21 protein-coding genes are annotated in these 22,499 nt (G+C 66.7%); 7 read left to right on the forward strand and 14 right to left on the reverse strand.

Annotation, left to right across the window (positions count from 1 at the left end; genetic code table 11):
• Positions 1 to 17 precede the first annotated feature (17 nt).
• From C438_RS08555 to C438_RS08570, 4 genes are all read right to left on the reverse strand, one after another.
• Positions 18 to 2,135, reverse strand: a complete 2,118-nt coding sequence (locus C438_RS08555; protein ID WP_004968961.1) for a (Fe-S)-binding protein — start codon at positions 2,133 to 2,135, stop codon at positions 18 to 20.
• An 80-nt stretch (positions 2,136 to 2,215) separates the two neighbouring features.
• Positions 2,216 to 2,920 carry an energy-coupling factor transporter transmembrane component T family protein gene (locus C438_RS08560; protein ID WP_004968962.1) on the reverse strand — a complete coding sequence of 235 codons (705 nt, stop codon included), beginning with the start codon at positions 2,918 to 2,920 and terminating at the stop codon, positions 2,216 to 2,218.
• Positions 2,914 to 3,615: an energy-coupling factor ABC transporter ATP-binding protein gene (locus C438_RS08565; RefSeq protein WP_004968963.1), complete on the reverse strand. Its 702-nt coding sequence runs from the start codon at positions 3,613 to 3,615 to the stop codon at positions 2,914 to 2,916. The genes C438_RS08560 and C438_RS08565 overlap by 7 nt, the downstream gene beginning before the upstream one ends.
• The gene (locus tag C438_RS08570) at positions 3,616 to 4,194 is read right to left on the reverse strand and encodes a biotin transporter BioY (protein ID WP_004968964.1); all 579 of its coding nucleotides are present in this window, start codon (positions 4,192 to 4,194) and stop codon (positions 3,616 to 3,618) included.
• Between the two features lie 162 nt (positions 4,195 to 4,356).
• Between C438_RS08570 and C438_RS08575 the strand changes: the two genes are divergently transcribed.
• The 3 genes from C438_RS08575 to C438_RS08585 all read left to right on the forward strand — a co-directional run bounded on the left by C438_RS08575 (position 4,357) and on the right by C438_RS08585 (position 10,938).
• A complete protein-coding gene (locus C438_RS08575) occupies positions 4,357 to 4,962 on the forward strand; it encodes a hypothetical protein (protein WP_004968965.1) in 606 nt (201 codons plus the stop codon).
• 53 nt (positions 4,963 to 5,015) lie between these two features.
• Positions 5,016 to 8,537 (forward strand): LAGLIDADG family homing endonuclease, encoded by a 3,522-nt coding sequence (locus C438_RS08580; protein WP_004968966.1) that lies wholly within the window; start codon positions 5,016 to 5,018, stop codon positions 8,535 to 8,537.
• Between the two features lie 1,267 nt (positions 8,538 to 9,804).
• Positions 9,805 to 10,938, forward strand: coding sequence for a tyrosine-type recombinase/integrase (locus C438_RS08585; RefSeq protein WP_004968967.1), 1,134 nt, complete (start codon positions 9,805 to 9,807; stop codon positions 10,936 to 10,938).
• A gap of 87 nt (positions 10,939 to 11,025) precedes the next feature.
• Here the strand turns inward: C438_RS08585 and C438_RS08590 are convergent, their stop codons facing one another.
• From C438_RS08590 to C438_RS08625, 8 genes are all read right to left on the reverse strand, one after another.
• Positions 11,026 to 11,769 (reverse strand): cell division inhibitor, encoded by a 744-nt coding sequence (locus C438_RS08590; RefSeq protein ID WP_004968968.1) that lies wholly within the window; start codon positions 11,767 to 11,769, stop codon positions 11,026 to 11,028.
• A 68-nt stretch (positions 11,770 to 11,837) separates the two neighbouring features.
• On the reverse strand, positions 11,838 to 12,653 hold the full coding sequence (locus C438_RS08595) for a DUF7847 domain-containing protein (RefSeq protein WP_004968969.1): 816 nt from the start codon (positions 12,651 to 12,653) through the stop codon (positions 11,838 to 11,840).
• Between the two features lie 90 nt (positions 12,654 to 12,743).
• Positions 12,744 to 13,160 carry an HIT family protein gene (locus tag C438_RS08600; RefSeq protein ID WP_004968970.1) on the reverse strand — a complete coding sequence of 139 codons (417 nt, stop codon included), beginning with the start codon at positions 13,158 to 13,160 and terminating at the stop codon, positions 12,744 to 12,746.
• Between the two features lie 122 nt (positions 13,161 to 13,282).
• A complete protein-coding gene (locus C438_RS08605; RefSeq protein ID WP_004968971.1) occupies positions 13,283 to 13,912 on the reverse strand; it encodes a uracil-DNA glycosylase in 630 nt (209 codons plus the stop codon).
• Positions 13,913 to 14,143 (reverse strand): DUF7860 family protein, encoded by a 231-nt coding sequence (locus C438_RS08610; protein WP_049917893.1) that lies wholly within the window; start codon positions 14,141 to 14,143, stop codon positions 13,913 to 13,915.
• 54 nt (positions 14,144 to 14,197) lie between these two features.
• Complete coding sequence (locus C438_RS08615; protein WP_004968973.1) at positions 14,198 to 15,049, reverse strand: ribose-phosphate diphosphokinase; 852 nt, start codon at positions 15,047 to 15,049, stop codon at positions 14,198 to 14,200.
• Positions 15,050 to 15,109: 60 nt separating this feature from the next.
• A complete protein-coding gene (locus tag C438_RS08620) occupies positions 15,110 to 15,937 on the reverse strand; it encodes an HVO_0234 family beta-propeller protein (protein WP_004968974.1) in 828 nt (275 codons plus the stop codon).
• A 96-nt stretch (positions 15,938 to 16,033) separates the two neighbouring features.
• Entirely contained in the window at positions 16,034 to 16,378 is a 345-nt protein-coding gene (locus tag C438_RS08625; RefSeq protein WP_004968975.1) for an SWIM zinc finger family protein, read from the reverse strand.
• Positions 16,379 to 16,557: 179 nt separating this feature from the next.
• Between C438_RS08625 and C438_RS08630 the strand changes: the two genes are divergently transcribed.
• The 3 genes from C438_RS08630 to C438_RS08640 all read left to right on the forward strand — a co-directional run bounded on the left by C438_RS08630 (position 16,558) and on the right by C438_RS08640 (position 20,078).
• Positions 16,558 to 17,688: a tRNA (guanine(26)-N(2))-dimethyltransferase gene (locus C438_RS08630; RefSeq protein ID WP_004968976.1), complete on the forward strand. Its 1,131-nt coding sequence runs from the start codon at positions 16,558 to 16,560 to the stop codon at positions 17,686 to 17,688.
• Between the two features lie 85 nt (positions 17,689 to 17,773).
• Positions 17,774 to 19,111 carry a YihY/virulence factor BrkB family protein gene (locus tag C438_RS08635; protein WP_004968977.1) on the forward strand — a complete coding sequence of 446 codons (1,338 nt, stop codon included), beginning with the start codon at positions 17,774 to 17,776 and terminating at the stop codon, positions 19,109 to 19,111.
• 1 nt (position 19,112) lies between these two features.
• The gene (locus C438_RS08640) at positions 19,113 to 20,078 is read left to right on the forward strand and encodes a phosphatase PAP2 family protein (RefSeq protein ID WP_004968978.1); all 966 of its coding nucleotides are present in this window, start codon (positions 19,113 to 19,115) and stop codon (positions 20,076 to 20,078) included.
• A 144-nt stretch (positions 20,079 to 20,222) separates the two neighbouring features.
• On the opposite strand, the gene glnA is transcribed toward C438_RS08640, so the two are convergent.
• Positions 20,223 to 21,593 carry a type I glutamate--ammonia ligase gene (glnA, locus tag C438_RS08645; RefSeq protein ID WP_004968979.1) on the reverse strand — a complete coding sequence of 457 codons (1,371 nt, stop codon included), beginning with the start codon at positions 21,591 to 21,593 and terminating at the stop codon, positions 20,223 to 20,225.
• Between the two features lie 126 nt (positions 21,594 to 21,719).
• On the opposite strand from glnA, the gene lrp reads away from it, so the two are divergent.
• Positions 21,720 to 22,178: an HTH-type transcriptional regulator Lrp gene (lrp, locus tag C438_RS08650; protein WP_004045355.1), complete on the forward strand. Its 459-nt coding sequence runs from the start codon at positions 21,720 to 21,722 to the stop codon at positions 22,176 to 22,178.
• A 5-nt stretch (positions 22,179 to 22,183) separates the two neighbouring features.
• Here lrp and C438_RS19680 read toward each other — a convergent pair whose 3' ends face one another.
• Positions 22,184 to 22,336, reverse strand: a complete 153-nt coding sequence (locus C438_RS19680; RefSeq protein WP_004968980.1) for a hypothetical protein — start codon at positions 22,334 to 22,336, stop codon at positions 22,184 to 22,186.
• Positions 22,337 to 22,499 lie beyond the last annotated feature (163 nt).

The raw sequence follows: 22,499 nt of genomic DNA on the forward strand, positions 1-22,499 counted from the left end.
ATAGCCGCGCCGCCGACTCAGTCGGCCGACGCGGGCGTCGTATCCGTGCCCGCTTCCGTCGCCGCGGCGGTCTTCGCGTCGAGCGCCTCAACGACGAGTTCGGCGATGTCAACGACGTCGATGTCCTCTTCGTAGTCGCCGGTCTTGCGGCCGTCTTCGTACATCGTCGCGCACATCGGGCAGGCGACGACGAACCGCTCGACGCCGCCGGTCGTGTCGTCCAGCGCCTCGCGCAGGCGCTCTTCGGACGGCTTCGACTCCTCTTCGTGGTCCATCCAGAGGCCGCCGCCGCCGCCGCCGCAACAGAACGACTGGTCGCGGTTGCGCGGCATCTCGGCGAGTTCGACGCCGGTCGCGCGGATGACCTCGCGGGGCGCTTCGTACTCGCCGTTGTAGCGGCCGAGGTGACACGGGTCGTGGTACGTCACCGTCTGGGCGGCGAGTTCGTCGCCCGCGAGACCGAGGCGGTCGTCGCCGACGAGGCGCTCGACCAGTTGGGTGTAGTGGTACACCGGGTAGTCGAACGAGTCGTCCATCTCCGGGTACTCGTTTTTGAACGTGTTGTACGAGTGCGGGTCGGTGCAGACGATTTTGTCGAACTCGCAGTCGGCCATCGCGGCGGCGTTGTCCTCGACGAGCATCTCGTAGAGTCCCTCCTCGCCGACGCGGCGCACGTCGTTGCCGTCGTGCCCTTCGTCCTCGTAGAGGATGCCGTAGGAGACGCCGGCTTCCTCGAAGATGCGGGCCAAAGAGCGGGCGACGGCGCGGTTGCGCTCGTCGTAGGAGGGGTAGTCGCCGACGTACCAGAGGAACTCGACCGATTCGTCGCGGGCGTCGGGCACCTCGAAGCCGAGGTCGTCGGTCCAGTCGGGCCGCTTGCGCTGGGGATCGCCGAAGGCGTTGCCGTTCTGGAAGATGTTCATCATCGCCTCCTGCACCGGCTCTTGCTGTTGGCCCGTCTCGGTGAGCCGGCGGTTCATCTCGGTGAAGTGCGTGAGGTGTTCGATATCGACCGGGCAGGCGTCCATGCAGGCCATGCAGGCCATGCAGGACTCCATCGACTCGGCGTCGACGACGGAGGTGCCGCCGTCGGCGACGATGTCGACGGAGTCGCCGCCGGCGTCGACCGACTCGCGGTAGGTCTTCAGGTCGAGAATCACGTCCCGCGGGTCGAGGTTGCGGCCGGAGGCCTTCGCCGGGCAGGCGTCGGTACAGCGGCCGCACTTCGTGCAGGCGTCCATGTCGAGCATCGCCTTCCACGAGAAGTCGTCTTCGGAGACGTAGCCGATTTCGTCCGGCGGCGTGTCCGCGGGCACCGCCGGGAGGCGCTTTCCGGCCTTCTCGTCTGCGGTGACGACGTTGGCGAAGGAGGTGAGCATGTGCAGGGGCTTGGCGTAGGGGACGGCGGCGACGAACGCCAAGGCGAGGAGCGCGTGGGACCACCAGCCGAACCAGTAGAGCGTCTGCGCGAGGCCCTGTCCCATGCCCGCGGTCTCGAACACGACGGCGACGAAGTAGCCGACGAAGCTCACCGTCTCGAAGTCGGGGAAGTCGGTGCCGACGATGCGGACGCCTTCGAGGACGTAGCCGCCGACGCCGAGGAAAAACAGCGTCCAGACGAACGCGGCGTCCTCGAAGCCGGTGTGTTTGCCCCACAGCCGCGGGTGTCGGACCCCGTAGCGCCGCCACAGCGCCATGCCGACGCCGACGACGAACGCGAGACCCATGAGGTCCATGACGAACGAGTACGAGAGGTAGAAGTCGCCGACGAAGAAGGAACTGCCCGTCACCCGCCGCCACACGTCGATGTCGATGGCGAGGATGGTCGTCCCGATGAGGAGCGTCAGGAAGCCCCACATGATAAACGCGTGCATCACGCCGGCGAACCGGTCGCGTTTGAACTGCTTTTCGTTGGAAAACACCACTTTCGCGGCCCGAACCGTCCGTCCCGGGAGGTCGGACAGCCGGTCGAACGGGTCTTCGCCGCCCCGCGCGTATCGCGCGAACCGCTCGTACACCCCGTAGAGGAAGACGAGCGACGCGATGACGGCCAGACCGTAGAAGAGCGCCTCGCCGACCGGACTAATCGTCCAGAACGTCTCCCGCGTAACATCCGCCTGTGCCGCAAAGTCCATAATCAATCACCGGAGAACGGCGGGTTAAATCTTGCCACCCGAGGCGTGTCGGTCGGCGGATTACGAGCGCCCCGGCGACCTCAGAACGCGAGGCTGGCGAGGAGCGCGGCGGCGAGGACGAGTCCGGGCGCGTCGCGCCGACCGAACCGAATCTCGGGGAGCGTCGGGTTCCACGCGAAACACCGCGCGCGGAGGGCGAGCGCGAGCGCGTCGGCCCGCGCGAACGACCGTCGGAGGCCGCCGGCGGCGACGAGCGAGAGCCGTTCGTCCAGCCGCCGCTCGCTCCCGAGGCGGGCCGCCTGCGCCTCGCGGACGCGAAGCAGGTCGCGGCGGACGAGGGGGAGAAACCGGAAGACGAGGGCGACGCCGACGCCGAGCGCGACGCCGAAGCGACCCGGCACGAGCCGCTGAATCGCCGCGCGGGACTCGCGCACGGGCGTCGTCCTGACGTACGCGGCCGCGACGAAGAAGACCAAGAGCACGCGGACGCTGGCGAGCGCCGGCTCGACGGCCGCCTCGGGGTCGAACCACGGCGCGCCGAGGCGGGCGGCCTCGACGACCGGGCCGAGCGCGAGGAACGGAATCGCATAGCGGAGGTCGCGGAGAGCCGCCACCGGCGACGCGTCGGCGGCGCGGAGACAGCCCGCGGCGACGACGCCGAGGGCGACGAGCCCGGCGGGCGTCGTATGTGCGAAGCCGGCCGCCGCGAAGGCGACCTGCACCGCGAGCTTGGTCCGCGGGTCGAGTCGGTGGGCGAGGCTGTCGCCCGGTTCGTAGGTCAACACGGCGGGCGAACGTCGAGGTCGGGGAGGCGGTCTGCGGCCTCGTCGGGCGCGGCGTCGAGGGCGACGTCGCCGTCGGCGAGGACGACCACGCGGTCGGCCAGTTCGGCCACGTCGCGCAGGTCGTGGGTGACGACGACGAGGCTCGTCCCCTCGGCGCGGAGGTCCCGGAGGCGCGCGAGCACGGAGCGCCGCGCGGGTTCGTCGAGGCCGGTGAACGGTTCGTCCAAGACGAGATGGTCGGGTCGCATCGCCAGCGCGCCGGCGATGGCGAGTCGCTCGACCTCGCCGCCGGAGAGGGCGTCGACGCGCTCGTCTTCCCGGCCGTCGAGGTTGACCGCGCCCAGCGACTCGCTGACGCGGCGGTCGATTTCGTCGCGGTCGAGGCCGAGGTTCTCCGGGCCGAACGCCACGTCAGCGCCGATTGTCGCGGCGACGAGTTGGTCCTCGGGGCGCTGGAACACCATCGCCACCGCGGTCCGGGCGGCGACGAGGTCGTCGGCGACGCTCCGTCCGTTGACCGAGACCGTCCCCTCGTCGGGGTCGAGCAGGCCGTTGAAGTGGCGGACGAGCGTGGTCTTGCCGGAGCCGTTCGCGCCCGCGACGATGACGCACTCGCCGTCGTCGATGGCGAGGTCGACGCCGTCGACCGCGACGGTGTCGCCGTACCGGTGGACGAGTCCCTCGACGCGAATCATCTACTGGGCGGCGATGGCGTCGGAGCGGACGATGCCGACCGCGGCGGCGATTTTGAACGCCTCGGCGGGGATGAACGCGGCGGAGGCCGTCCAGAACGCGGATTCGAGGCCGACGCGATTGACGTACGCGAAGCCGACCGTCCCGAAGGCGTAGACGACGACGGTGCCCGCGACCATCGCGCCGACGAGTCGGGCGGTGCGCACGCGGTGGTCGCCGACGCTGATGCCGCCGTGGACGACGAGGCCGACGACGGCCGCGGCGACGGGGTACGACCAGAGGTAGCCGGCGGTCGGTCCGACGAGGGGTGCGAGCCCGGCGGAGCCGCCGGCGAACACCGGCGCGCCGAGGCCGCCCGCGACGAGGTAGAGCGCGATGGAGCCGCCGCCCCAGACGGGACCGAGGAAGATGCCCGCGAGGAAGACGACGAGCACCTGCATCGTCACCGGAATCGGCGAGACGGGGTTCGGGAACGAGACGTAACCGCTCGCGCCCATGAGCGCCGCGAACAGGGCGGCGCGGGCGATGTTGCCGACGAGTTCGTCGCCGACGAGTTCGACTGACTCGCGTTCGGTTGCCATGCTCGTCGCTGTCTCGTAAACCCAGTTTAACTTATCGGTTTACGGAGTTCGCGGCCGGAGTGCCGGTTCGGGCCTCGTCGGTCGATTCGAGTCGTCTCGCCGGCGCTCGGGCGGCTCTCGGGTCAGCATCATTAAAGACGCTGGGCGTGCCATTCTCCGGGTATGGACGAGAAGACCGCCGAACTCCGCGACATCTTCATCGAGGCGACCGGCTCGGACACCGTGACCGAACAGCAGTCCGAGTCGCGCGGGTCGCTCGCCGACGTGGACGACCCCGAAGCGGTCCGCGAGGGCGTCCGCGACACCGTGGCGACGATGCGCGAGCGCTACGCGTTCGACACCGACCTCGACGACGACGCGCTCGTCGCGCTCGTCGTCGGCTACTTCGACGGCGACGCGGACGCCGACCTCGCGGTCGAACTCGACGCGTCGCCCGAGGCGGTTCGCACCGCCCGGTTCGACCTCCACCTCGTCCGCGACGCCGACCGCGAGTTCCCGTTCGACGCCGACCGATTCGACAACCTGCTCGTCGACGGCGCGGACGACGAGACCATCGCCGAAGCGCTCGACGTGCCCGCCGAGGTCGTCGCCGAGTGCCGCCCCGTCGCCGAGGCGGACATCCGTTCGAGTCGGGCCAACTACCGCTTCCGCGACGACTTCGCGGAGCTGTTGACCGACGACGACCTCTCGAACCGGATGGCCGAGGACGCCCGACGCGACGGCCTCCGCGAGGCGACAGAGGACATCGAGACCGACGTGTCACTGTAGCGGTCGGTCAGACGACGAAGGTTCTTAACCACTTGGGGACATACCCCTGTGCGATGGCGCAGGCCCCCCAGAACCGAGACCTGACGGAGCGGTTCATCGAGTTCTACCGAAACTACTACCGAGAGGAGATCGGGACGCTCGCACAGCAGTACCCGAAGGAAAAGCGGTCGCTGTACATCGATTACGACGACCTCTATCGGTTCGACGCGGAGCTCGCGGACGACTACATCACGAAGCCCGGCCAGTTCCAGGAGTACGCGGAGGAGGCCCTGCGCCTGTTCGACCTCCCCGCGGACGTGAAGCTCGGGCAGGCGCACGTCCGGATGCGCAACCTCCCCGAGGCGGTCGATATCCGGAACATCCGGGTCAACGACGACCACATCGGGACGCTCATCTCGGTGCAGGGCATCGTCCGCAAGGCGACCGACGTGCGCCCGAAAATCACGGAGGCCGCCTTCGAGTGCCAGCGCTGTGGGACGATGAGCTACATCCCGCAGGGCGACGGCGGCTTTCAGGAACCCCACGAGTGTCAGGGATGCGAGCGTCAGGGGCCGTTCCGCATCGACTTCGACCAGTCGAACTTCGTCGACTCCCAGAAACTGCGCGTTCAGGAGTCCCCCGAGGGCCTGCGCGGGGGCGAGACGCCGCAGTCGATCGACATCAACCTCTCTGACGACGTGACCGGCAAGGTCACCGCCGGCGACCACGTCACCGCCGTCGGCGTCCTCCACATCGAACAGCAGACCTCGGGCAACGAGAAGACGCCCGTCTTCGACTACTACATGGAGGGCATCTCGCTCACCATCGAAGACGAGGAGTTCGAGGACATGGAGATATCCGACGAGGACGTGGCCGAAATCGTCGAACTCTCGAACGACCCGGCCATCTACGAGAAGATGGTCGAGTCCGTCGCGCCCGCCATCTACGGCTACGAGCAAGAGAAGATGGCCATGATTCTCCAACTGTTCTCGGGCGTCACGAAACACCTGCCCGACGGGTCGCGGATTCGTGGCGACCTGCACATGCTGTTGATAGGGGACCCGGGTACCGGGAAGTGTGTCGACGGAGACACGCGAGTCACGCTCGCCGACGGGCGAGACGTGCCGATTCGAGAGTTGGTCGAATCGAACCTCGACGACCCGAAACCCATCGACGACGGCGTCTGGGACACCGCGGAGTTCACCGTCCCGTCGCTCGGCCCCGACGGAACGCTCACGCCGCGACAGGCGACGAAAGTCTGGAAGCGAGAGGCTCCGGACCGAATGCTCCGTATCCGGACGAACACCGGCCGCGAAATCGAGGTCACTCCCTCCCATCCGTTGTTCACCCGCACCGACGGGGTGACGACTGCGGTCAGGGCGGACGGCCTAACCGAAGGAGCGTTCCTCGCGGCACCGAACTCGCTTCCGGCGACGGGTCGGGACGAACTCGACGTCGACTTCCGGCGCTCGAAGTCTCACAACGCGATTCGACTCGAACTCCCAGACGAGTGGGAGCCTTGGCTCGCCCGGCTCATCGGCTACATCGTGGCTGAGGGGTACGTCGAACAGCGCGACGATGCGACCGGGTTCGTCTCCGTCACGAACAACGACCGCGAAGTGCTCGACGACGTGGCAGACGCGTTCGACCGCCTCGGCGTCAACCACTTCGAGCGGTCCTCGCACGAAGGAAAGCGCGCGCGTGAGGTCATCTGTGGGTCCGGCGAGCTCGTTAGCTTCCTCGAAAACCTCTCCCCGACGCTCTTGGCGGGCTCGGCCGAGCAACGAATCCCGGAGCAGATCATGTCTGCGAGCGCGGGCACCGGGCGGGCGTTCCTCCGCGCGCTCATCGAAGGCGAAGGCCACGTCTCGGCGAGTCAACGAGAGATAACGGTCGCCTCGATGAGCCGCGAACTCCTCGAAGACGTTCGAACGCTCCTGCTCACCGCTGGCATCCGGTCGCAACTGCGCCCCCGACACAACGGGAGCTACCGGCTCCGAATCAGCGGTGACGACTTCGAGACGTACGTCGACGAAATCGGATTCGTGACCGAACGGAAGTCGCTCGCAACCGCCGAATTCGTGGGAACGGACGGGAACACGAACACCGACTTGATTCCCGCCGGCGGAGAGCTTCGGGAACTCCGCGAGGAACTCGGGCTCACGCAGGCCGAATGCGGGCTTCCGCGGTCGACGTACCAGCACTACGAACGGGGCGACCGAACCCCGAGTCGCGGAAGCCTCTCCCGTGTCGTCTCGGCGTTCGAAGACGCACTACAGAGCCGAGACGGCGAGGGGGCACGAGCGGTCGCTGACGGGGGGCGCTCGGTTGTAGACCGCGTCTCTGAACTCCGGTCGCTCGTCGACGGCAACGTCGCTTGGGAGTGCATCGAGTCGATAGAGCGCGTCGAACCCGCCGAAGAGTGGGTGTACGACCTCGAAGTCGAAGGCACCCACAGCTACGTTTCCAACGGGCTCGTCTCGCACAACTCTCAGATGCTATCGTACATCCGCCACATCGCGCCCCGGTCGGTCTACACCTCCGGCAAGGGTTCGTCCTCGGCGGGTCTCACCGCCGCGGCCGTCCGCGACGACTTCGGCGACGGCCAGCAGTGGACGCTCGAAGCCGGCGCGCTCGTCCTCGCGGACAAGGGTATCGCGGCGGTCGACGAGTTGGACAAGATGCGGCCCGAGGACCGCTCTGCGATGCACGAGGGGCTCGAACAACAGCAGATTTCGGTCTCCAAGGCCGGCATCAACGCGACGCTCAAGTCGCGGTGTTCGCTCCTCGGCGCGGCGAACCCGAAGTACGGTCGCTTCGACCAGTACGAGCCGATCGGCGAGCAGATAGACCTCGAACCCGCGCTCATCTCCCGGTTCGACCTCATCTTCACGGTCACGGACGACCCCGACCCCGACGAGGACTCGAAGCTCGCGGACCACATCCTCAAGACCAACTACGCGGGCGAGCTGAACACCCAGCGGACGAACGTCGCCAACTCCGAGTTTACCGAACAGCAGGTCGACGCCGTCACCGACGAGGTCGCGCCCACCATCGACGCGGACCTGCTTCGCAAGTACATCGCCTACGCGAAGCGCACCTGCTACCCGACGATGACCGACGAGGCGAAGCAGGTCATCCGCGACTTCTACGTCGACTTCCGCGCCCGCGGTGCCGACGAGGACGCGCCCGTCCCCGTGACCGCCCGGAAGCTCGAAGCGCTCGTCCGCCTCGGCGAGGCCTCGGCCCGCGTCCGCCTCTCGGACAAGGTGACCCGCGAGGACGCAGAGCGCGTCACGGGAATCGTCGAGTCCTGTCTGCGCGACATCGGCATGGACCCCGAGACCGGCGAGTTCGACGCCGACATCGTCGAGACGGGTCGGTCGAAGACCCAGCGCGACCGCATCAAGAACCTGCTCGAACTCATCCGCACCATGCAGGAAGAGTACGAGGAGGGCGCGCCCCACGAGGAGGTCCTCGAACGCGCCAACAGCGAGCTGAACATGGACGAGAAGACGGTCAACGACCAGCTTGACAAGCTCAAGATGAAAGGCGACATCTACGAGCCCCGCGGCGACGTGTACCGCGCGACGTAGACATTCCTCGCCCGAGTCTTGGCCGATGGCGTCGATGTCAACCGGTCTGGGGGCCTGTGGACGGTCTCGATTCTCCCCTCTCACAAGCACCGTGATAGTCAAAACTGCAAAATCTATGAAATCACTCGCCGGAAATCTATCGTCGCCGAATTCTTAGAGGGGCCTCCGGAGGAGCAGTCAGAGCAATCTCTCTTTGATCACAACCCCTACTTCAGATCGAGACGGTTACACTCTCCTCGCTTCGAGTACACCGATGGGGTGTATCCGCAACATAAGGCTCGAACAGGGGTGTAGCCAGCTATCGCCCGTGGTGCTGTCGTGAAACGCTCGCCAGACACCCGTTTCGAGACGTCGACGTGAACCCGAATACTGGCTCAAACAGCGCTGAAAACTCTATCTACGACGATTTCAACCACTGGCAATTCGCTCTGATTCTCTGTCAGTATCGGGTGATTATTCGAGGGGACAGCATATCTCTACATCCCCGATACACCCCACCTACGTCGTGGTGTACCGGCAATACGGACTCTTGGTACAGTACAGAATCCGGGTTGTGCAGGAATCCAAAATTCACTAACTCAGAGGCTCAAGGCCTATCGCGGATATTCATGGCCATGTAGACTATCCACGAACTCATTCGAACAGATGTTGAAGACGCCTTGTGAACGTCTTGTTGCGGATACACCCGTGCCCTGTATCGGTGATATAGTACACACTCAGTCTTCGAGTCAAACTTGAGATTTTATTGGCAGCCGACAGGGGTGTCGGCTGCCTGAAGCGGTCGAATTCGTATGAATCGACGAAAATCAAACAACGTACACCGGCGGATGGGCATCTACAAACAACTGAATGAGGTCCCCTCTCGATCGCGACTAGAGCGGTTTGAATCGACGTTTGAAACACGAGATGTGTGGGATGAATTCGTCAAATCACGGAACCCCAATTTCGATTCGAACGCGTATCGTGCAACGTTGCGGAAAGCAGGGTCGGCATTCACGTCGTACATAGAGTCACGGGGTCGACATCATGCATGTGCAAGACCGACCGACGTGGAAGCGTGGCTTGCAGAGTTAACGGAGACGCGGACGCTCAACACAGTCTACTCTGAATACTGGATTCGTGTTGAAGAGTTCTTCACTTGGCTGCAGCGGCATCCAGGATACCCACACGTGTATCATCCCGTGTGGATGGCGGCGGCGAGCTATCCCACAGCAAAGGCGCTGTGGGCGAGGAAGACTGGCACAATGACGTCAGGAGGTGCACCGCAATGACCGACGACTATGACTCGACGGGCGATGCACTTCGCGACGAAATTGGTGCCGCGTTCGAACGGGAACGTGATCCCCTGTCGGTATACGAGTCGACCTTCGAAGCACTGACGGTGGATCCATTTGAGGTATTCCTGAAATGTGGTCTCGAACCGGACGACCCTGCTCCCAGAACCACACAAGCATACCAGCAACTCATCGACGAGTGGACCCACCATATGTCCAGTGTGGGACGTCATCCGGCATGCCCGAGCGAGGACCATATCCTGCGGTACGTGGAGAACTGTCTCTCAACGCGAGAGCTGAAGCCCGTGACAATTCGGACACGGCTTCACCGACTCAATCGAGTGTATCGCTACTGGCAGGCCGATTCAGTGTTTCCGCACGACCCTGGCTACAATCCGTTCCAGTATGTATTCGCGACAACGGATTTGTCACAGCCTCCCTCGAAAGACCCACCGAGAATTTCGCCAACGCGCCTCGGTGAAATCGTCCGCACGATCACCGATGTCCGCGACCGTCTCATTGTCGTCTTGCAACTCAAACTGGGTCTGCGGGCGGGTGAGGTGAGTAACCTTCGACTGGCGAACCTCGCAGTTGACCACGAGGAACTGAACACAGCGTACCCTGGACTTGGGACAAATCCTGTCGTTGAGGACCTTTCCCAGGTGGTTTACATCCCGTCGAGATACGAAGAACAGGGGAATAAGTCACACCGAGCGCGACTCCTCCCACTAGACGACGAGGTGTACCAGTCACTCGTGCAGCACTTATTGGTACGACCAGATACGGGGAGTCAGTGGGTGTTTCAGAGTCATACGACAGCTTCGCAAATCACCCCTGAAGCTATCAACCGCGTGTGGACTAGCGTGTTCAGGCCAGAGTACGACGAGACCGATGTTCATCGAGCGGTGACGAGTCATTACGGGCGGCATCGATTTAGCACATACTGGCAAGTCGAGTGTGAAATCCCACGTGAGTTGGTTCAGTATATGCGTGGAGATCGAATTGAGAGTGCTGACCCGAATCGAGAGACGATTGACAGCTATATACATACATACTATGAGGATATCGAGACTGTATATCTAGAAAATATGTACTCGTTGGGGCTTTCAACCGAATTCTCGTTGTGATGCGGTTGAACTCTGGGTTAAAATCCAACAATCACCAGCGATCGAGACGCACGACCGCTCTCCCAAAATAGTCGACGCCGCGCGCGCTCAGCGACGGACGTACTCGCCGACCGAGCCGAGGACCCCGTCGGTGGCGGCCGCGGCATCGATTTCGACGTCGAGGAGGATTTCCGCGACTGCGCCGACGCCCGCCGCGAGCTCGGCGTCGTCGCGGCACGCCGGCACGTCGGCGATGCCGTCCGCCTCGGTTTCGGGGACGACGACGTCCGCGTCGTCGAGTTCGCCGAACGTGGAGACGACCGCGTCGACGTCGGTGCCGATGTCGGCGGCCCGCGCGCTGAGTCGACCGACGGCGTCGGCACCGCGGTCCGTGGCGGGCGCGACGAGCGCGACGCGGTCGCAGGCCGCGGCGGCGGCGACCGTCTGATTCGACGCGAGAAGCGGCGCGTCGACGAGGACGTGGTCGAAGCCGTCTGCGGCCTCGGCGATACGCCCCTCGAACGCCCGCGCGGCGTCGGGCGTCATCGCCCGCGCGAGTCGCTCGAACGGGGCCGCGGCCGGACAGACGGCGACGCGCCCCTCGGTGTCGGGGGCGAACGCGACCAACCCCGATTCGAGCGGCACGTCCGCGGCGTCGGTGACGAGCGCCGTCGCGTCGGGGTCGAGCGTCCCCGAGACGTAGTCCGAGAGTCCCTGCGTGGCGAACGCCGCGTCGAGGACGGCCACGTCGCGACCGTCGTCCGCGAGCGCCGCGGCGAGTTCGAGCGTCAGTCGGGTCGTCCCCGCGCCGCCGGTGGCCCCGACGAGCGCGGTGGTGGTGGGAATCGACATACCGCGAGTGGTCGGGTGCTCAGATTAATAGCTTCGGTCGCCCGCCGTCGGTGCCACCGAACGCGCGACTACGCCGCCCACTCGCCGTCGGTCGTCACCGGGTCCGCTCCCGGCGCGTCGTCCGTGCAGGCCCGGTAGAAACAGACCTTGTAGGTCCGCCCGACGAGCGTGGTGACCGTCGAGGCGACGGCCACGACGGCGATATCGACCGCCGACATCGGCGCTTGGAACGCCGTCACCGCGCCGGCGACGGTGGTCGCCCCGTCGAGGGTGACGAACCAGAGCACCGGCAGGTCGACGACCGAGGTCGCGACGGTCGCCACGACCGCGTAGCCGACGACCTGCCGGAAGTTCCCGAAGACGAAGTCGACGCTTCTGCTGAGCGACCCGCCCGCGGTCTTCCCGTCGAAGACGACGGCGGTGTCGAAGAAGGTGAAGACGTAGACGACGGCCATCAGGACCGCGAGCGCCGCTCCGCCGCCGGCGAGTTCGACGAGCGTGAGGCTCGCGGAGCCGTTCAGCACCGCGTTGAGTCGGTCGAAGCCGATGTAGCCGACGACGCCGCCGCCGACGACCATCGCGACGACCATGATGACGAGGCCGGAAAGGACGCTCGCACCGAGCAGGCTGACGTAGTAGCGCTGTGCCGCGGTGGACGCGCGCAGGTCGGTGTCAGTGCCGGGGCGCGCGCCGTCGATGGCGGTGTAGAACGCGCCGATGAGCGCCGGTGAGCCGAACAGGAGCAGAATCGTCCCGACCACACTGACGAGGCCGGAGGCGTTATTCAGCGCGCCCATGGCCCCGAACGCGAGGGCGAACGCGACGAGCACCGGCGTGTCGGTGACGACTTGGAGGGTCGTTCGAAACGATTGGAGGACTGTCACGACTGGCGGTACTCGGGCCGCCCTCATATGTGTTCATATCTACACGTTCGGTGGGAGAGAAGTCGCGTCGGCTGAACCGAAAGCGGTGCGTCAGCCCGAGATGGCCGCTTCGATGTCGTCCAGTTCCTCGTCGGAGAGGTCGGGTCGCTCGCCCGCGACGGCGTGGATGGGACTGCCGCCGTCGCCCTCGAACCGCGGGACGATGTGGACGTGGACGTGGTCGACTTCCTGGCCGGCGGCGGAGCCGTTGTTGATGCCGACGTTCGTCGCGTCGGCGTCGACCGCCGCCTCGACGCGTGGGACGAGGTCGTTCACGGCGGCGAAGAGGTCGGCCGCCGCGTCGGCCGGCACCTCGTCGAGGCGGGCGTGGTGCTCTTTCGGGACGACGAGCGTGTGGCCGGGCGCGAGCGGGTTGGCGTCGAGGAACGCGAGCGTGTGCTCGGTCTCGTGGACGATTCGGCCGGGGATGTCGCCGTCGACGATGGCGCAGAAGATGCAGTCGGACATACGTGAGGTGTCGATTGGCGGGAAAAAGAAAGTTCGCACCGGTCCGGAGTCGGTCGAGTCAGTTCCGCTCGGCGGACCGTTTGTGGTCGGCGTCGGTGTGCGCCTCGGTCGACACGGCGAGGTTAGGGGAGAATCGACTCCAAGTCGGCCAGATACTCGTCTAACTCGTAGCCGAGCCGGGAGAGCCACACGTCGCGGTAGGAGGGGTGTAAAAGCGGGACCACGGTGTAGCCGAACCGCTCGCTCTCGACGGGTTCGAGGACGGTATCGAGAAAGCCGTCCAGCGAGGCGTCGTCGAGCGCGAGGACGCTTTCGGTCGCGTGGCGGCCGGTCGGGACCACCACGTCGGGGTCGATGGCTTCGAGTTCGGAAACGAGGTGGTCGCGGCAGTTCGCCTTTTCGGCGGCCGTGGGCGCGCGGTTCGACCCCTCGCCGTCCGAGGGGAAGCACTTGACGGCGTTCGTGTAGAAGACGCCGGACTCGTAGCCGACGGCGGCCATCGTCTCGCGGATGCGGCGGCCCGAGTGCCGGGCGGTGTAGGACATCCCGGTCCAGTTGCCGCCCCGCCAGCGCTCGGCGTCGGGGTTGCCCGCGCCGGGCGCTTCGCCGACGACCATCACGGTCGCGTCAGCGGGGCCGACGCCCCACGAGATGCGGTTTCGGCACTCGACGAGCGCCGGACAGCGCGCGCAGTCGGGTTCGAGGACGAGCGTCTCGTCGGCGTCGGGAAACCGGGGGTCGGCGTCGGCCATCTACTCCGTAAGCGGGAGCACGATGCCGAAGATAATCGGCGAGAACAGCACCAGCGCGATGCCGAGCCACTCGGCGTCGAAAAACAGCGTGCGCTCCCAGCCGGGGATGGCACCGCCGCTCACGGCGAGGGCGACTTTCGCGCCGACAGCGCCGAACAGGAACAGCGCGAGCCCCAGTCCGAGGCCGGTCTTGGTCATCCGCGGGTAGTCGATGTTTCCGTAACGTCCCATAGTATCCCGAGATGCGGGGACCGGCAAAACCGTTTCGAGAGAGTGTGTGGTCTGCTACCGTTCGAGTTCGTCGACGAGAGCGGGCGCGACGGACACCTCGCTCACGTCGCGCTCGATGGTGTCGGTGCCGACGACGCGCTCGATACCGGCGCGCGCGAGTTTCGTGCGGGCGTTGCGAGCCAAAAGCGGGTGGACGGTCGCACAGAAGACGCGCTTTGCGCCGCCGTCGGCGAGGACGGTCACGGCCTCGCTCATGGTCGACCCGGTGGCGATGATGTCGTCGGTGATGACCACGTCGCGGCCCTCGAAGTCGGCGTCGCTCGGCGTGATTTCCACGTCGGTCCCGGAGTGGCGCACCTTCTCGAAGTAGTCGGTCTCGCCGTCGCCGTAGGCGTCGCGGACGGTTTCCGCGATGCCGATAGCTCCCGAGTCGGGCGACAGAAACAGCGGGTCGTCGAGTTCGGGGAGCGGTTCGGCGAGTCGCCCGGCGGCGTCGACGATGTCGACGGGCACGTCGAAGAACTCCGAGACGGCGTCCTCGTGGGGGTTGACGAGCACGACGCGGTCGGTCGTCGTGCTCACGGCGCGGGCGACCGCGCGGGCCGAAACCGGGTGGCCGGCCTCGAACGCCTTGTCCTGTCGGGCGTAGCCCATGTACGGGATGACCGTCGTGACCGCCGACGCGCCGGCCTCGCGGACGGCGTCCTGCAGTTGGAGCAGTTCGACGTAGGCGTCGTTGCTGGCGGTGCTGGCGACGATGGTGGCGGCGTCGGCGTCGAAACCGGGGACCGCGGCCAGCGTCTCGCCGTCGGGGAAGCGGTCGTACTCGACGGCCGCGAGCGACTCGCCGAGTTCGGAAGCGAGCGCGGCCGCGAGTGCCTGCGAGGATGCGCCGGGTACGAGCATACCCGTTCGTCTCTCGTGGGGGGTAAAACCGCTTTTCGTTGCGTTCAGCCGCGTCGCGTGTCAGCGCACCGCGACGCCGACCGTGTCCAATCCGAGCACCTGCGTCCGCCAGTCGTCCCCGGTCAGTCGGACGCAGAAGCTCCCCGCGTCGGTGACGGCGTAGGCGGCGCGGGCGTCGTGGGCGAGCGCGACGACCGTCTCGTCCAGCGGAATCGGCGCGGCCTCCCACGTCCCCGACTCGGCGTCGCGCGCGACGACGCCGTCCGGACCGACCGCGTGGGCGCGGCCGTCCGGCATCGACGCGACCGCCGAAAACGCCCCGTCGAGCGCGTCCATCCAGCCGTTGCCGAGCGCGTACAGCCCCGAGTCGGTCGCGGCGAGCGGGGTCCCCGAGTCGCCGCCGAGGCGGCCCGCGGGGTCGGACACGTCGTTCACGTCGTCGAGGCCGACGTGCGTGAGGCCGTCGTCGCCGATACGGTAGACGCCGTCGTCGGCCGCGACGAGGCTCCCGTCGAGGGCGCGGACCGCTCCGACCGCGCCGAGGTCGGTCCACCCGGACTCGTCGAAGCGGGCGACGCGACCCGCATCGTCGGCGGCGACGACGCGATTCCGGTGGAAGCCGACGGCCGTCGCGGGACCGAAGTCGAGTTCGTGGTAGTCGCCGCCCTGCACGAGCAACACGTCCTCGTCGGTGGCGACGGCGACTTCTCCGGGCGACCCGGCGGCGTCCCGCGCGGTACACCGGTGGTCGATGCGGAAGCCGCCGACGAGGTCGTCGGAGACGTCGACGGTCACGACCCCGACGCCCGCGGCGACGTACACCGTCTGCTTGTCGGACTTGTCCGCGTACACCCGCTTTTCGTCGATAGAGAGGTCGAAATCAGCCATCCGTTGGGCCGAGGTTCGCGGCGGGGTTCGGAAAGGATTGTGGTCGTTCCCGCGGCGCGACGACGGGCCGAACGGGCGCGTCGTTGAGAACTGAGATTACAGAAATTCCCGCACGTCGGAGTACCACATGTCGTGGTGGTCGAGTTCGCCGAGCGCCTCGGCCACGTCGACCGCGAGGACGTGCCAACAGCGCTCGCCCTCGTCGGGGTCGAGGTTGTACTGGGAGTCCTTGCAGGTACAGCCCCGGTCTTCGACCACGTACTCGTCGTCGTAGCCGACGACCACGTCGAAGTCGCGGTAGCGCTTCACCCGTCGCTCGGAGACGGCCTCGATGGCCGTGACGCCCCGGTCGCCGTGGGCGTCGACGATGGCCTGCACGATGGTCGGCGAGAGCCGCCCGGTCTCCGCGAGCGCCGCTCGCCAGTCGTCGGCCGGGTCCACGCCGGCGACTTCGTCGGTGGCGGTGAAAACGCATTCGATGCCGCGGGGTGGACCGACCGCCGAAATCGCGTCACAATCGCATCGTAATCGCGTCACAATCGCGTCGCACAACCGCGTCGCACAACCGCGTCGCACAATCGCATCGCAACCGGTTTCCGCCCGCGCGGGCGACTGCGGGTATGCACGTGAGCGAGGGAGGCGTCGAAATCGAGGTTCCCGACGCCCGCGACGGGGCGTCCGCGGGGACCGGCGACGATGTCTTCTACAACCCCACACAGGAGTTGAACCGGGACATCACCGCGGCCGTCCTCCGCTCCTTCCGCGAGCGCGAACCCCGAGCCGAGAGCTACCTCGACGCGATGGCCGCCTCGGGTATCCGGGGCGTCCGCGCCGCCGCCGAGGGCTACGACGTGACCTGCGCCGACCTCGACACCGACGCCGTCGAACTCGCCCAGTCGAACCTCGACCGCGCCGGCAACGGCGGCGAGGCGGTCCACCGCAACGCCAACGCCCTCATGTACGACTCCGTCTTCGACGTGGTCGACCTCGACCCCTTCGGCACGCCGATGCCCTTCGCCGACCCCGCGTTCGCCAACACCCGCGACCTCGTCTGCGTCACCGCCACGGACACCGCCCCGCTGTGCGGCGCACACCAGAAAAGCGGCATCCGGAAGTACGGCTGTCTCCCCCAGAACACCGACTACCACCCCGAGATGGGGCTTCGCACCCTCCTCGGCGCGATGGTCCGCACCGCCGCCCGCTACGACAAGGCCGCCGTCCCGATTCTCTCGCACGCGACGCGTCACTACGCGCGGGCGTATCTCGAACTCGACGAGCGGGCGACGAAGGCCGACGAACTCCTCGAATCCACCGGCTTCGTCTACCACTGCGAGGACTGCCTCCACCGCGAGGCCGAGCGCTCGCTCATCGCCCACCCGCCCGAGTCGTGCGCCAACTGCGACTCGACCCGGATTCTCGAAGCCGGTCCCATCTGGCTCGGTCCCGTCTCCGAGCCGGCGTTCGCCGAGGCCGTCCGCGACGAGGTGACCGAGGACTTCGGCACCGCGAAGCGCGCCCGCAAGCTCCTCGACACGCTCGCGGTCGAACTCGACACGCCGACCCACTTCGACCAGCACCGCCTGTGTAAGCTCTGGGGTCGGTCGGCATCGAAGATGGAGACGTTCCTCGAAACCCTCCGCGAGGCCGGCTACGACGCCACGCCCGCGCACTACCACGGCACCGCGTTCAAGACCGACGCGACGGTCGCTGAGATACGCGAGGCGACCGCCGCGCTCGACCCCGAAGCCTGACGAGGCAACGGCCAGCGGCCGTAACCGAGTCACGAGGCCGCGTCGGCGGGTAGCTTCTTTGCCTCCCGTGTCGTTTCCGTGATACGTGAGCGCCACGATTCGAACCGCCGTCCCCGTCGCACGGGCCGTCGTCGACACGATTCGGGAGAAGGAAATCTCGTTTCTCGCGGCCAGCATCTCGTACTACGCGCTCGTCTCGTTGATTCCGCTTCTCGTCCTCGGCGTCGTCGTCGCCACCGCGGTCGGCGGCGCGGAGTTGCAGGCCCAACTCCAGACGCTCGTCGAGCAGTACCTCGTCCCGACCGGGCAGGGCCTCGTCGAGGAGGCCCTCGCGGACCGAACCGGACAGGGAAGCGTCGGGGCGGTGAGCCTCGCGCTGACGGTCTGGGGGGCGCTGAAGCTCTTCCGCGGCCTCGACATCGCCTTCTCGCGCATCTACGGCTCGGAGGCTGGCGGCCTCCTCGACCAGCTCCGCGACGGCGCAATCGCCCTCGCCAGCATCGGCGTCGGCACCATCGGCGTCGCGGTGCTGACCGCGCTCCTCGGCCTGCTCGACGTGCCGTTCATCCAACTGCTCTCGCCGATTCTGTTGCTTCTCACGCTGTGTGCGGCGTTCTTCCCGCTGTACTACGTCTTTCCCGACGCCGACCTCTCACCGCGGCAGGTCGTTCCGGGAACCGTCTTCGCGGCCGTCGGCTGGACCGTCCTCGGGGTCGGCTTCGGTCTCTACGCGTCGGTGGCCGGCGCGTCGGTCGCGGGCGCGCTCGGGACGCTCCTGTTGCTCGTGACGTGGTTCTACTTTTCGGGGCTCATCCTGCTTTCGGGCGCGGTCGTCAACGCGGTCCTCGCGGGGGTCGGCGACGACGCGTCGCCCGCGGAACCGCGTGACCCGCCGGGGGGACCACCCGGAGTGGACCGGCAGGTACAACATACGGGAGACCGACATGACGCTCGTACGGATATGAGCGACGACCGAGGAGACACCGATGGGCCGCGGACGGACGACGCCGGCGACGCGGAGACCGGCGCGTCCGTCTCCCCGCGCGGCGCTCCCGACATCGAGGAGCTGGAATCGCAGGTCGAGGAACTCCGGGCCGACCTCGACGCGTTCGAGGACGACGTGACCGACCGGACGGTCGAAAAGCCCAAGCTCGAAGCCGAGTTGAAGCGCTACGTCCGCCGGCGGATGCGCCGCGGCAAGGCCCGCGGCTGGGGTCCCTACCTCGTGCTCGGCTACGGCGTCGTCCTCACGCTCGGCGCGTTCTACTACCTCCAGTCGGACCTCATCGCGGTCGTCGCCATGCTCATCATCTTCCTGTCGACGCTCGGGCTCTACGTCCTGTTCGTCATCTTCGGCATCGGCCTGAACGCGCTCGGCCTCCCCGGCCGCGCCGTCGACGCGGTCCGCGAACGCCGCGGCTGAGATGTTCCGGTTCGCACTCTCGCTTCAGACCCGCGGCTTCGGCGAGCTGGCGCTCGCGAACGCGCCGGACGCGCTGGTCTTCCTGTTCGGGCTCGCCACCCAACTCGGCGACCAGTGGTTCTACTTCGTCGCGTTCACGTCGCTGTACTGGCTCTGCCGCCCCCGAATCACGGCGCGACCGCGGCGGACCGCGGCCTCCTTCGTCGGCCTCGCGCTCGGGTCGCTGGCGCTCGTCACGGCGCTGAAAGTCGGCTTCGCCCTGCCGCGGCCGCCGACCGCGGCCGTCGCCGACGCGCCCGCGTGGCCGTCGCCGCTTTCGGACCTGTTCGTCTCGTTCACGACAGACGACGGCTTCGGCTTCCCGAGCGGGCACGCCCTCGGGACCACGGTCGTCTACGGGGCCGCCGTCTCGCTTCTCGACCTGTGGGACCGCCGCCGCCGACTCGTCGCCGCGGCGGTCGCCGTCGGCATCGTCTCGCTCTCGCGAATCTTCCTCGGCGTCCACTACGGCGTCGACGTCGTGGTCGGCGTCCTCCTCGGCCTCGGCTTCCTGAAGGCGGTCTTTCTCGTCGCCGGCGCGGACGACCCCGACGCGGCCGGCCACCTCGACCCGGCGCGCCTGTTCGCCATCGCGGCCGGCCTCAGCGTCCTCGCGCTCGCGGCGGTGTTCGCCACGGGCCTCTCCGGACACACCGAAAACGCCGCGGCGGCGCTCGGCGGGTCGCTCGGCGGCCTCGCCGGCTGGACGCGACTCGCCGACCACGAGTCACTGCCGACGCTGTCGCCGCCGGTCGCGCTCGTCGCGTTCCTCGGCGCGGGCGGCCTCTGGGTCGGCGTCGACGTGGTGGACGCCTCGGTCCCGGTGACGGTGCTCGCCACCGCGGCGGTGGTCGCCTTTATCCTCGTCGCGCCGCGGGCGTACGACCGGCTCGGACTCGGCGACGGGGCGTCCCTGCGGGCCGACTAAGGCCGCGTTTTCGGGCTGTTATCCGCGTTCGGCTCGCGTCGCTTCTGGTTTCTGTTTCTGCTTCTGGCCGACTGCGATACCGGGCGCTGTCGCTCTCCGACCAGCGGTCGCGAAAGAAAAATCGGTGTTGGGCGTGCGCGGCGCTTAGAACGTCTCGAGGTACCGGTCGAGCTCCCACTGGGAGACGTCGACGAGGTAGTCCTTGAACTCGGAGCGCTTGGCTTCGACGAACTTCTCGAAGACGTGGTCGCCCAGGGCGTCCTGGATGACTTCGTCCTCTTCGAGGGCGTCGACGGCGCCGCCGAGGTCCTTCGGGAGCGTCTCGATGCCGTACTCTTCGCGCTTTTCCTCGTCGAACTCGTAGATGTTCTCGCGGACCGGGTCGGGGCAGTCGAGGTCCTTCTCGACGCCGTCGAGACCGGCGTGGATGAGCGCGGCGAACGCGAGGTACGGGTTACAGGACGGGTCGGGGAAGCGGGCCTCGATACGCGAGGCGGCCGGCGTGCGGGCGGCCGGCTTGCGGATGAGCGCCGAGCGGTTGCGGTCGGACCACGCGATGTAGACCGGCGCTTCGTAGCCGGGGACGAGGCGCTTGTAGGAGTTGACCGTCGGGTCGGCGACCGCCGTGATTGCGGGCGCGTGGTCGAGGATGCCCGCGACGAAGCTCTTGGCCGTGTCGCTCAGGTCGAACTCGTCGTCGCCGTCGTGGAACGCGTTCTCGCCGTCCTGGAACAGCGAGATGTGGGTGTGCATGCCGGAGCCGTTGATGCGCGGGATGGGCTTGGGCATGAACGTCGCGTGGAGGTCGTGTTCGGCCGCGATGGCGCGGACGACGGACCGGAACGTCGCGACGTTGTCGGCCGTCGACAGCGCGTCGTCGTACGTGAAGTTAATCTCGTGTTGACCCTCGGCGACCTCGTGGTGCGAGGCTTCGATGTCGAAGCCCATGCTTTCGAGGCCGTAGATGATGTCGCGGCGCACGTCGGACGCGAGGTCCTTCGGCGCGAGGTCGAAGTAGCCGCCGGCGTCGTTCGTGACGGTCGTCGCGCGGCCGTTTTCGTCTTCTTCGAACAGGAAGAACTCCGGTTCGGGGGCGACGTTCACGTCATAGCCGAGGTCTTCGGCGCGGGCGATGGCGCGCTTGAGGACGCCACGCGGGTCGCCGCTGAAGGGCTCGCCGGTGGACGTGTTGAACACGTCACAGATGAGACGGCCTGCGGCGCTGTTTTCCTTCTTCCGCCACGGGAGGACGGCGAACGTCGACGGGTCGGGCTCGAGGCGCATGTCGGACTCCTGGATGCGCACGAAGCCGTCGATGGAGGAACCGTCGAAGTAGATGCCCTCCGTGAACGCCTTCTCGGCCTGCGAGGCCGGGATGGAGACGTTTTTGACCGTTCCGAGAATGTCGGTGAACTGCAGTCGGAGGAAGTCGACATTCTTCTCTTCGATCTCGTCGATGACCGACTGTGCCTCGTCGCTCAGGCCGCCGTCGGTGAGTGCGTTGTCTTCCGTCATTTTCCTGAACACGCGATTCGAACACCCGCACTATAAAGACCTTTCCGCTTAATGCAATTCCCCGCGGTGTGCCACAGAATTGGATATTCGTAAAATTCTAATGCCCTCGGACGGTCTCTGGATGTAATGACGTACGAAAACCTCGATGCGAAGCTCATCAACGCGCTCCTCGGTGACGGTCGAGCGAGCCTGCGAAGCCTCGCCGAAGAACTCGACGTGTCGGTGACGACCGTCTCGAATCACCTGCGAGACCTCGAAGACGAAGGCGTCATCGAGGGCTACACGCCGCGGGTGAACTACGACGCGCTCGGCTACGACGTGACCGCCGTCATCCAACTCAAAGTCGAGGGCTCCGCGCTCCCCGAAATCACAGAGCGCCTCCGCGCCGAAAAACAGATGATTTCGGTGTACGAGGTCACCGGCGACTACGACATCATCGCCATCGGCAAGTTCCGCGACACCGACGGCATGAACACGCAGATCAAGAAACTGCTCACCGACGCGGACATCCGCGAGTCCAACACGTCGGTCGTGCTCAACGCTGTCACCGAAAACGAGCAGTTCGACCTCGACCTCGAAGAGTAACGCCGTCAGACGATTCGCGTTTTTACGTCGCGCATCTCGGAGCCGCAGTAGGGACACCGATATCTCGTCTCGAAGCCGTCGGGCGTCGTCGTGGTCGCCGTTTCTATCTCGTGGACCGCCACGTCGCGTCCACACTCCCGGCACTGGACCGCTGGCATCGGTTCGTGTTCGTCGGCTATTCGAAATAAACCTACTGGGATATGTGTATTGTTGTCACACGCCTGTCTATAGTCGGAAGGGCACCGCTTCGACTGGAGAATCCGTGAGTGTCGCTCGATGTGGCCCGAGTTTCGCCCGCGGTTCCGCGCCGTTTTCGACGAC

It is taken from the genome of Haloferax denitrificans ATCC 35960 (genome assembly GCF_000337795.1).
Classification (GTDB): Archaea; Halobacteriota; Halobacteria; order Halobacteriales; family Haloferacaceae; genus Haloferax; species Haloferax denitrificans.

Bases quoted from the DNA above. Each gene is read 5' to 3' on its own strand.
- C438_RS08605 (WP_004968971.1), bottom strand. From the start codon at position 13,912: ATGGCCGACGCCGACCCCCGGTTTCCCGACGCCGACGAGACGCTCGTC.
- C438_RS08585 (WP_004968967.1), top strand. From the start codon at position 9,805: ATGACCGACGACTATGACTCGACGGGCGATGCACTTCGCGACGAAATT.
- C438_RS08610 (WP_049917893.1), bottom strand. From the start codon at position 14,143: ATGGGACGTTACGGAAACATCGACTACCCGCGGATGACCAAGACCGGC.
- C438_RS08580 (WP_004968966.1), top strand. From the start codon at position 5,016: ATGGCGCAGGCCCCCCAGAACCGAGACCTGACGGAGCGGTTCATCGAG.
- C438_RS08565 (WP_004968963.1), bottom strand. From the start codon at position 3,615: ATGATTCGCGTCGAGGGACTCGTCCACCGGTACGGCGACACCGTCGCG.
- glnA (WP_004968979.1), bottom strand. From the start codon at position 21,593: ATGACGGAAGACAACGCACTCACCGACGGCGGCCTGAGCGACGAGGCA.
- C438_RS08555 (WP_004968961.1), bottom strand. From the start codon at position 2,135: ATGGACTTTGCGGCACAGGCGGATGTTACGCGGGAGACGTTCTGGACG.
- C438_RS08600 (WP_004968970.1), bottom strand. From the start codon at position 13,160: ATGTCCGACTGCATCTTCTGCGCCATCGTCGACGGCGACATCCCCGGC.
- lrp (WP_004045355.1), top strand. From the start codon at position 21,720: ATGACGTACGAAAACCTCGATGCGAAGCTCATCAACGCGCTCCTCGGT.
- C438_RS08575 (WP_004968965.1), top strand. From the start codon at position 4,357: ATGGACGAGAAGACCGCCGAACTCCGCGACATCTTCATCGAGGCGACC.
- C438_RS08620 (WP_004968974.1), bottom strand. From the start codon at position 15,937: ATGGCTGATTTCGACCTCTCTATCGACGAAAAGCGGGTGTACGCGGAC.
- C438_RS08640 (WP_004968978.1), top strand. From the start codon at position 19,113: ATGTTCCGGTTCGCACTCTCGCTTCAGACCCGCGGCTTCGGCGAGCTG.
- C438_RS08615 (WP_004968973.1), bottom strand. From the start codon at position 15,049: ATGCTCGTACCCGGCGCATCCTCGCAGGCACTCGCGGCCGCGCTCGCT.
- C438_RS19680 (WP_004968980.1), bottom strand. From the start codon at position 22,336: ATGCCAGCGGTCCAGTGCCGGGAGTGTGGACGCGACGTGGCGGTCCAC.
- C438_RS08590 (WP_004968968.1), bottom strand. From the start codon at position 11,769: ATGTCGATTCCCACCACCACCGCGCTCGTCGGGGCCACCGGCGGCGCG.
- C438_RS08570 (WP_004968964.1), bottom strand. From the start codon at position 4,194: ATGGCAACCGAACGCGAGTCAGTCGAACTCGTCGGCGACGAACTCGTC.
- C438_RS08630 (WP_004968976.1), top strand. From the start codon at position 16,558: ATGCACGTGAGCGAGGGAGGCGTCGAAATCGAGGTTCCCGACGCCCGC.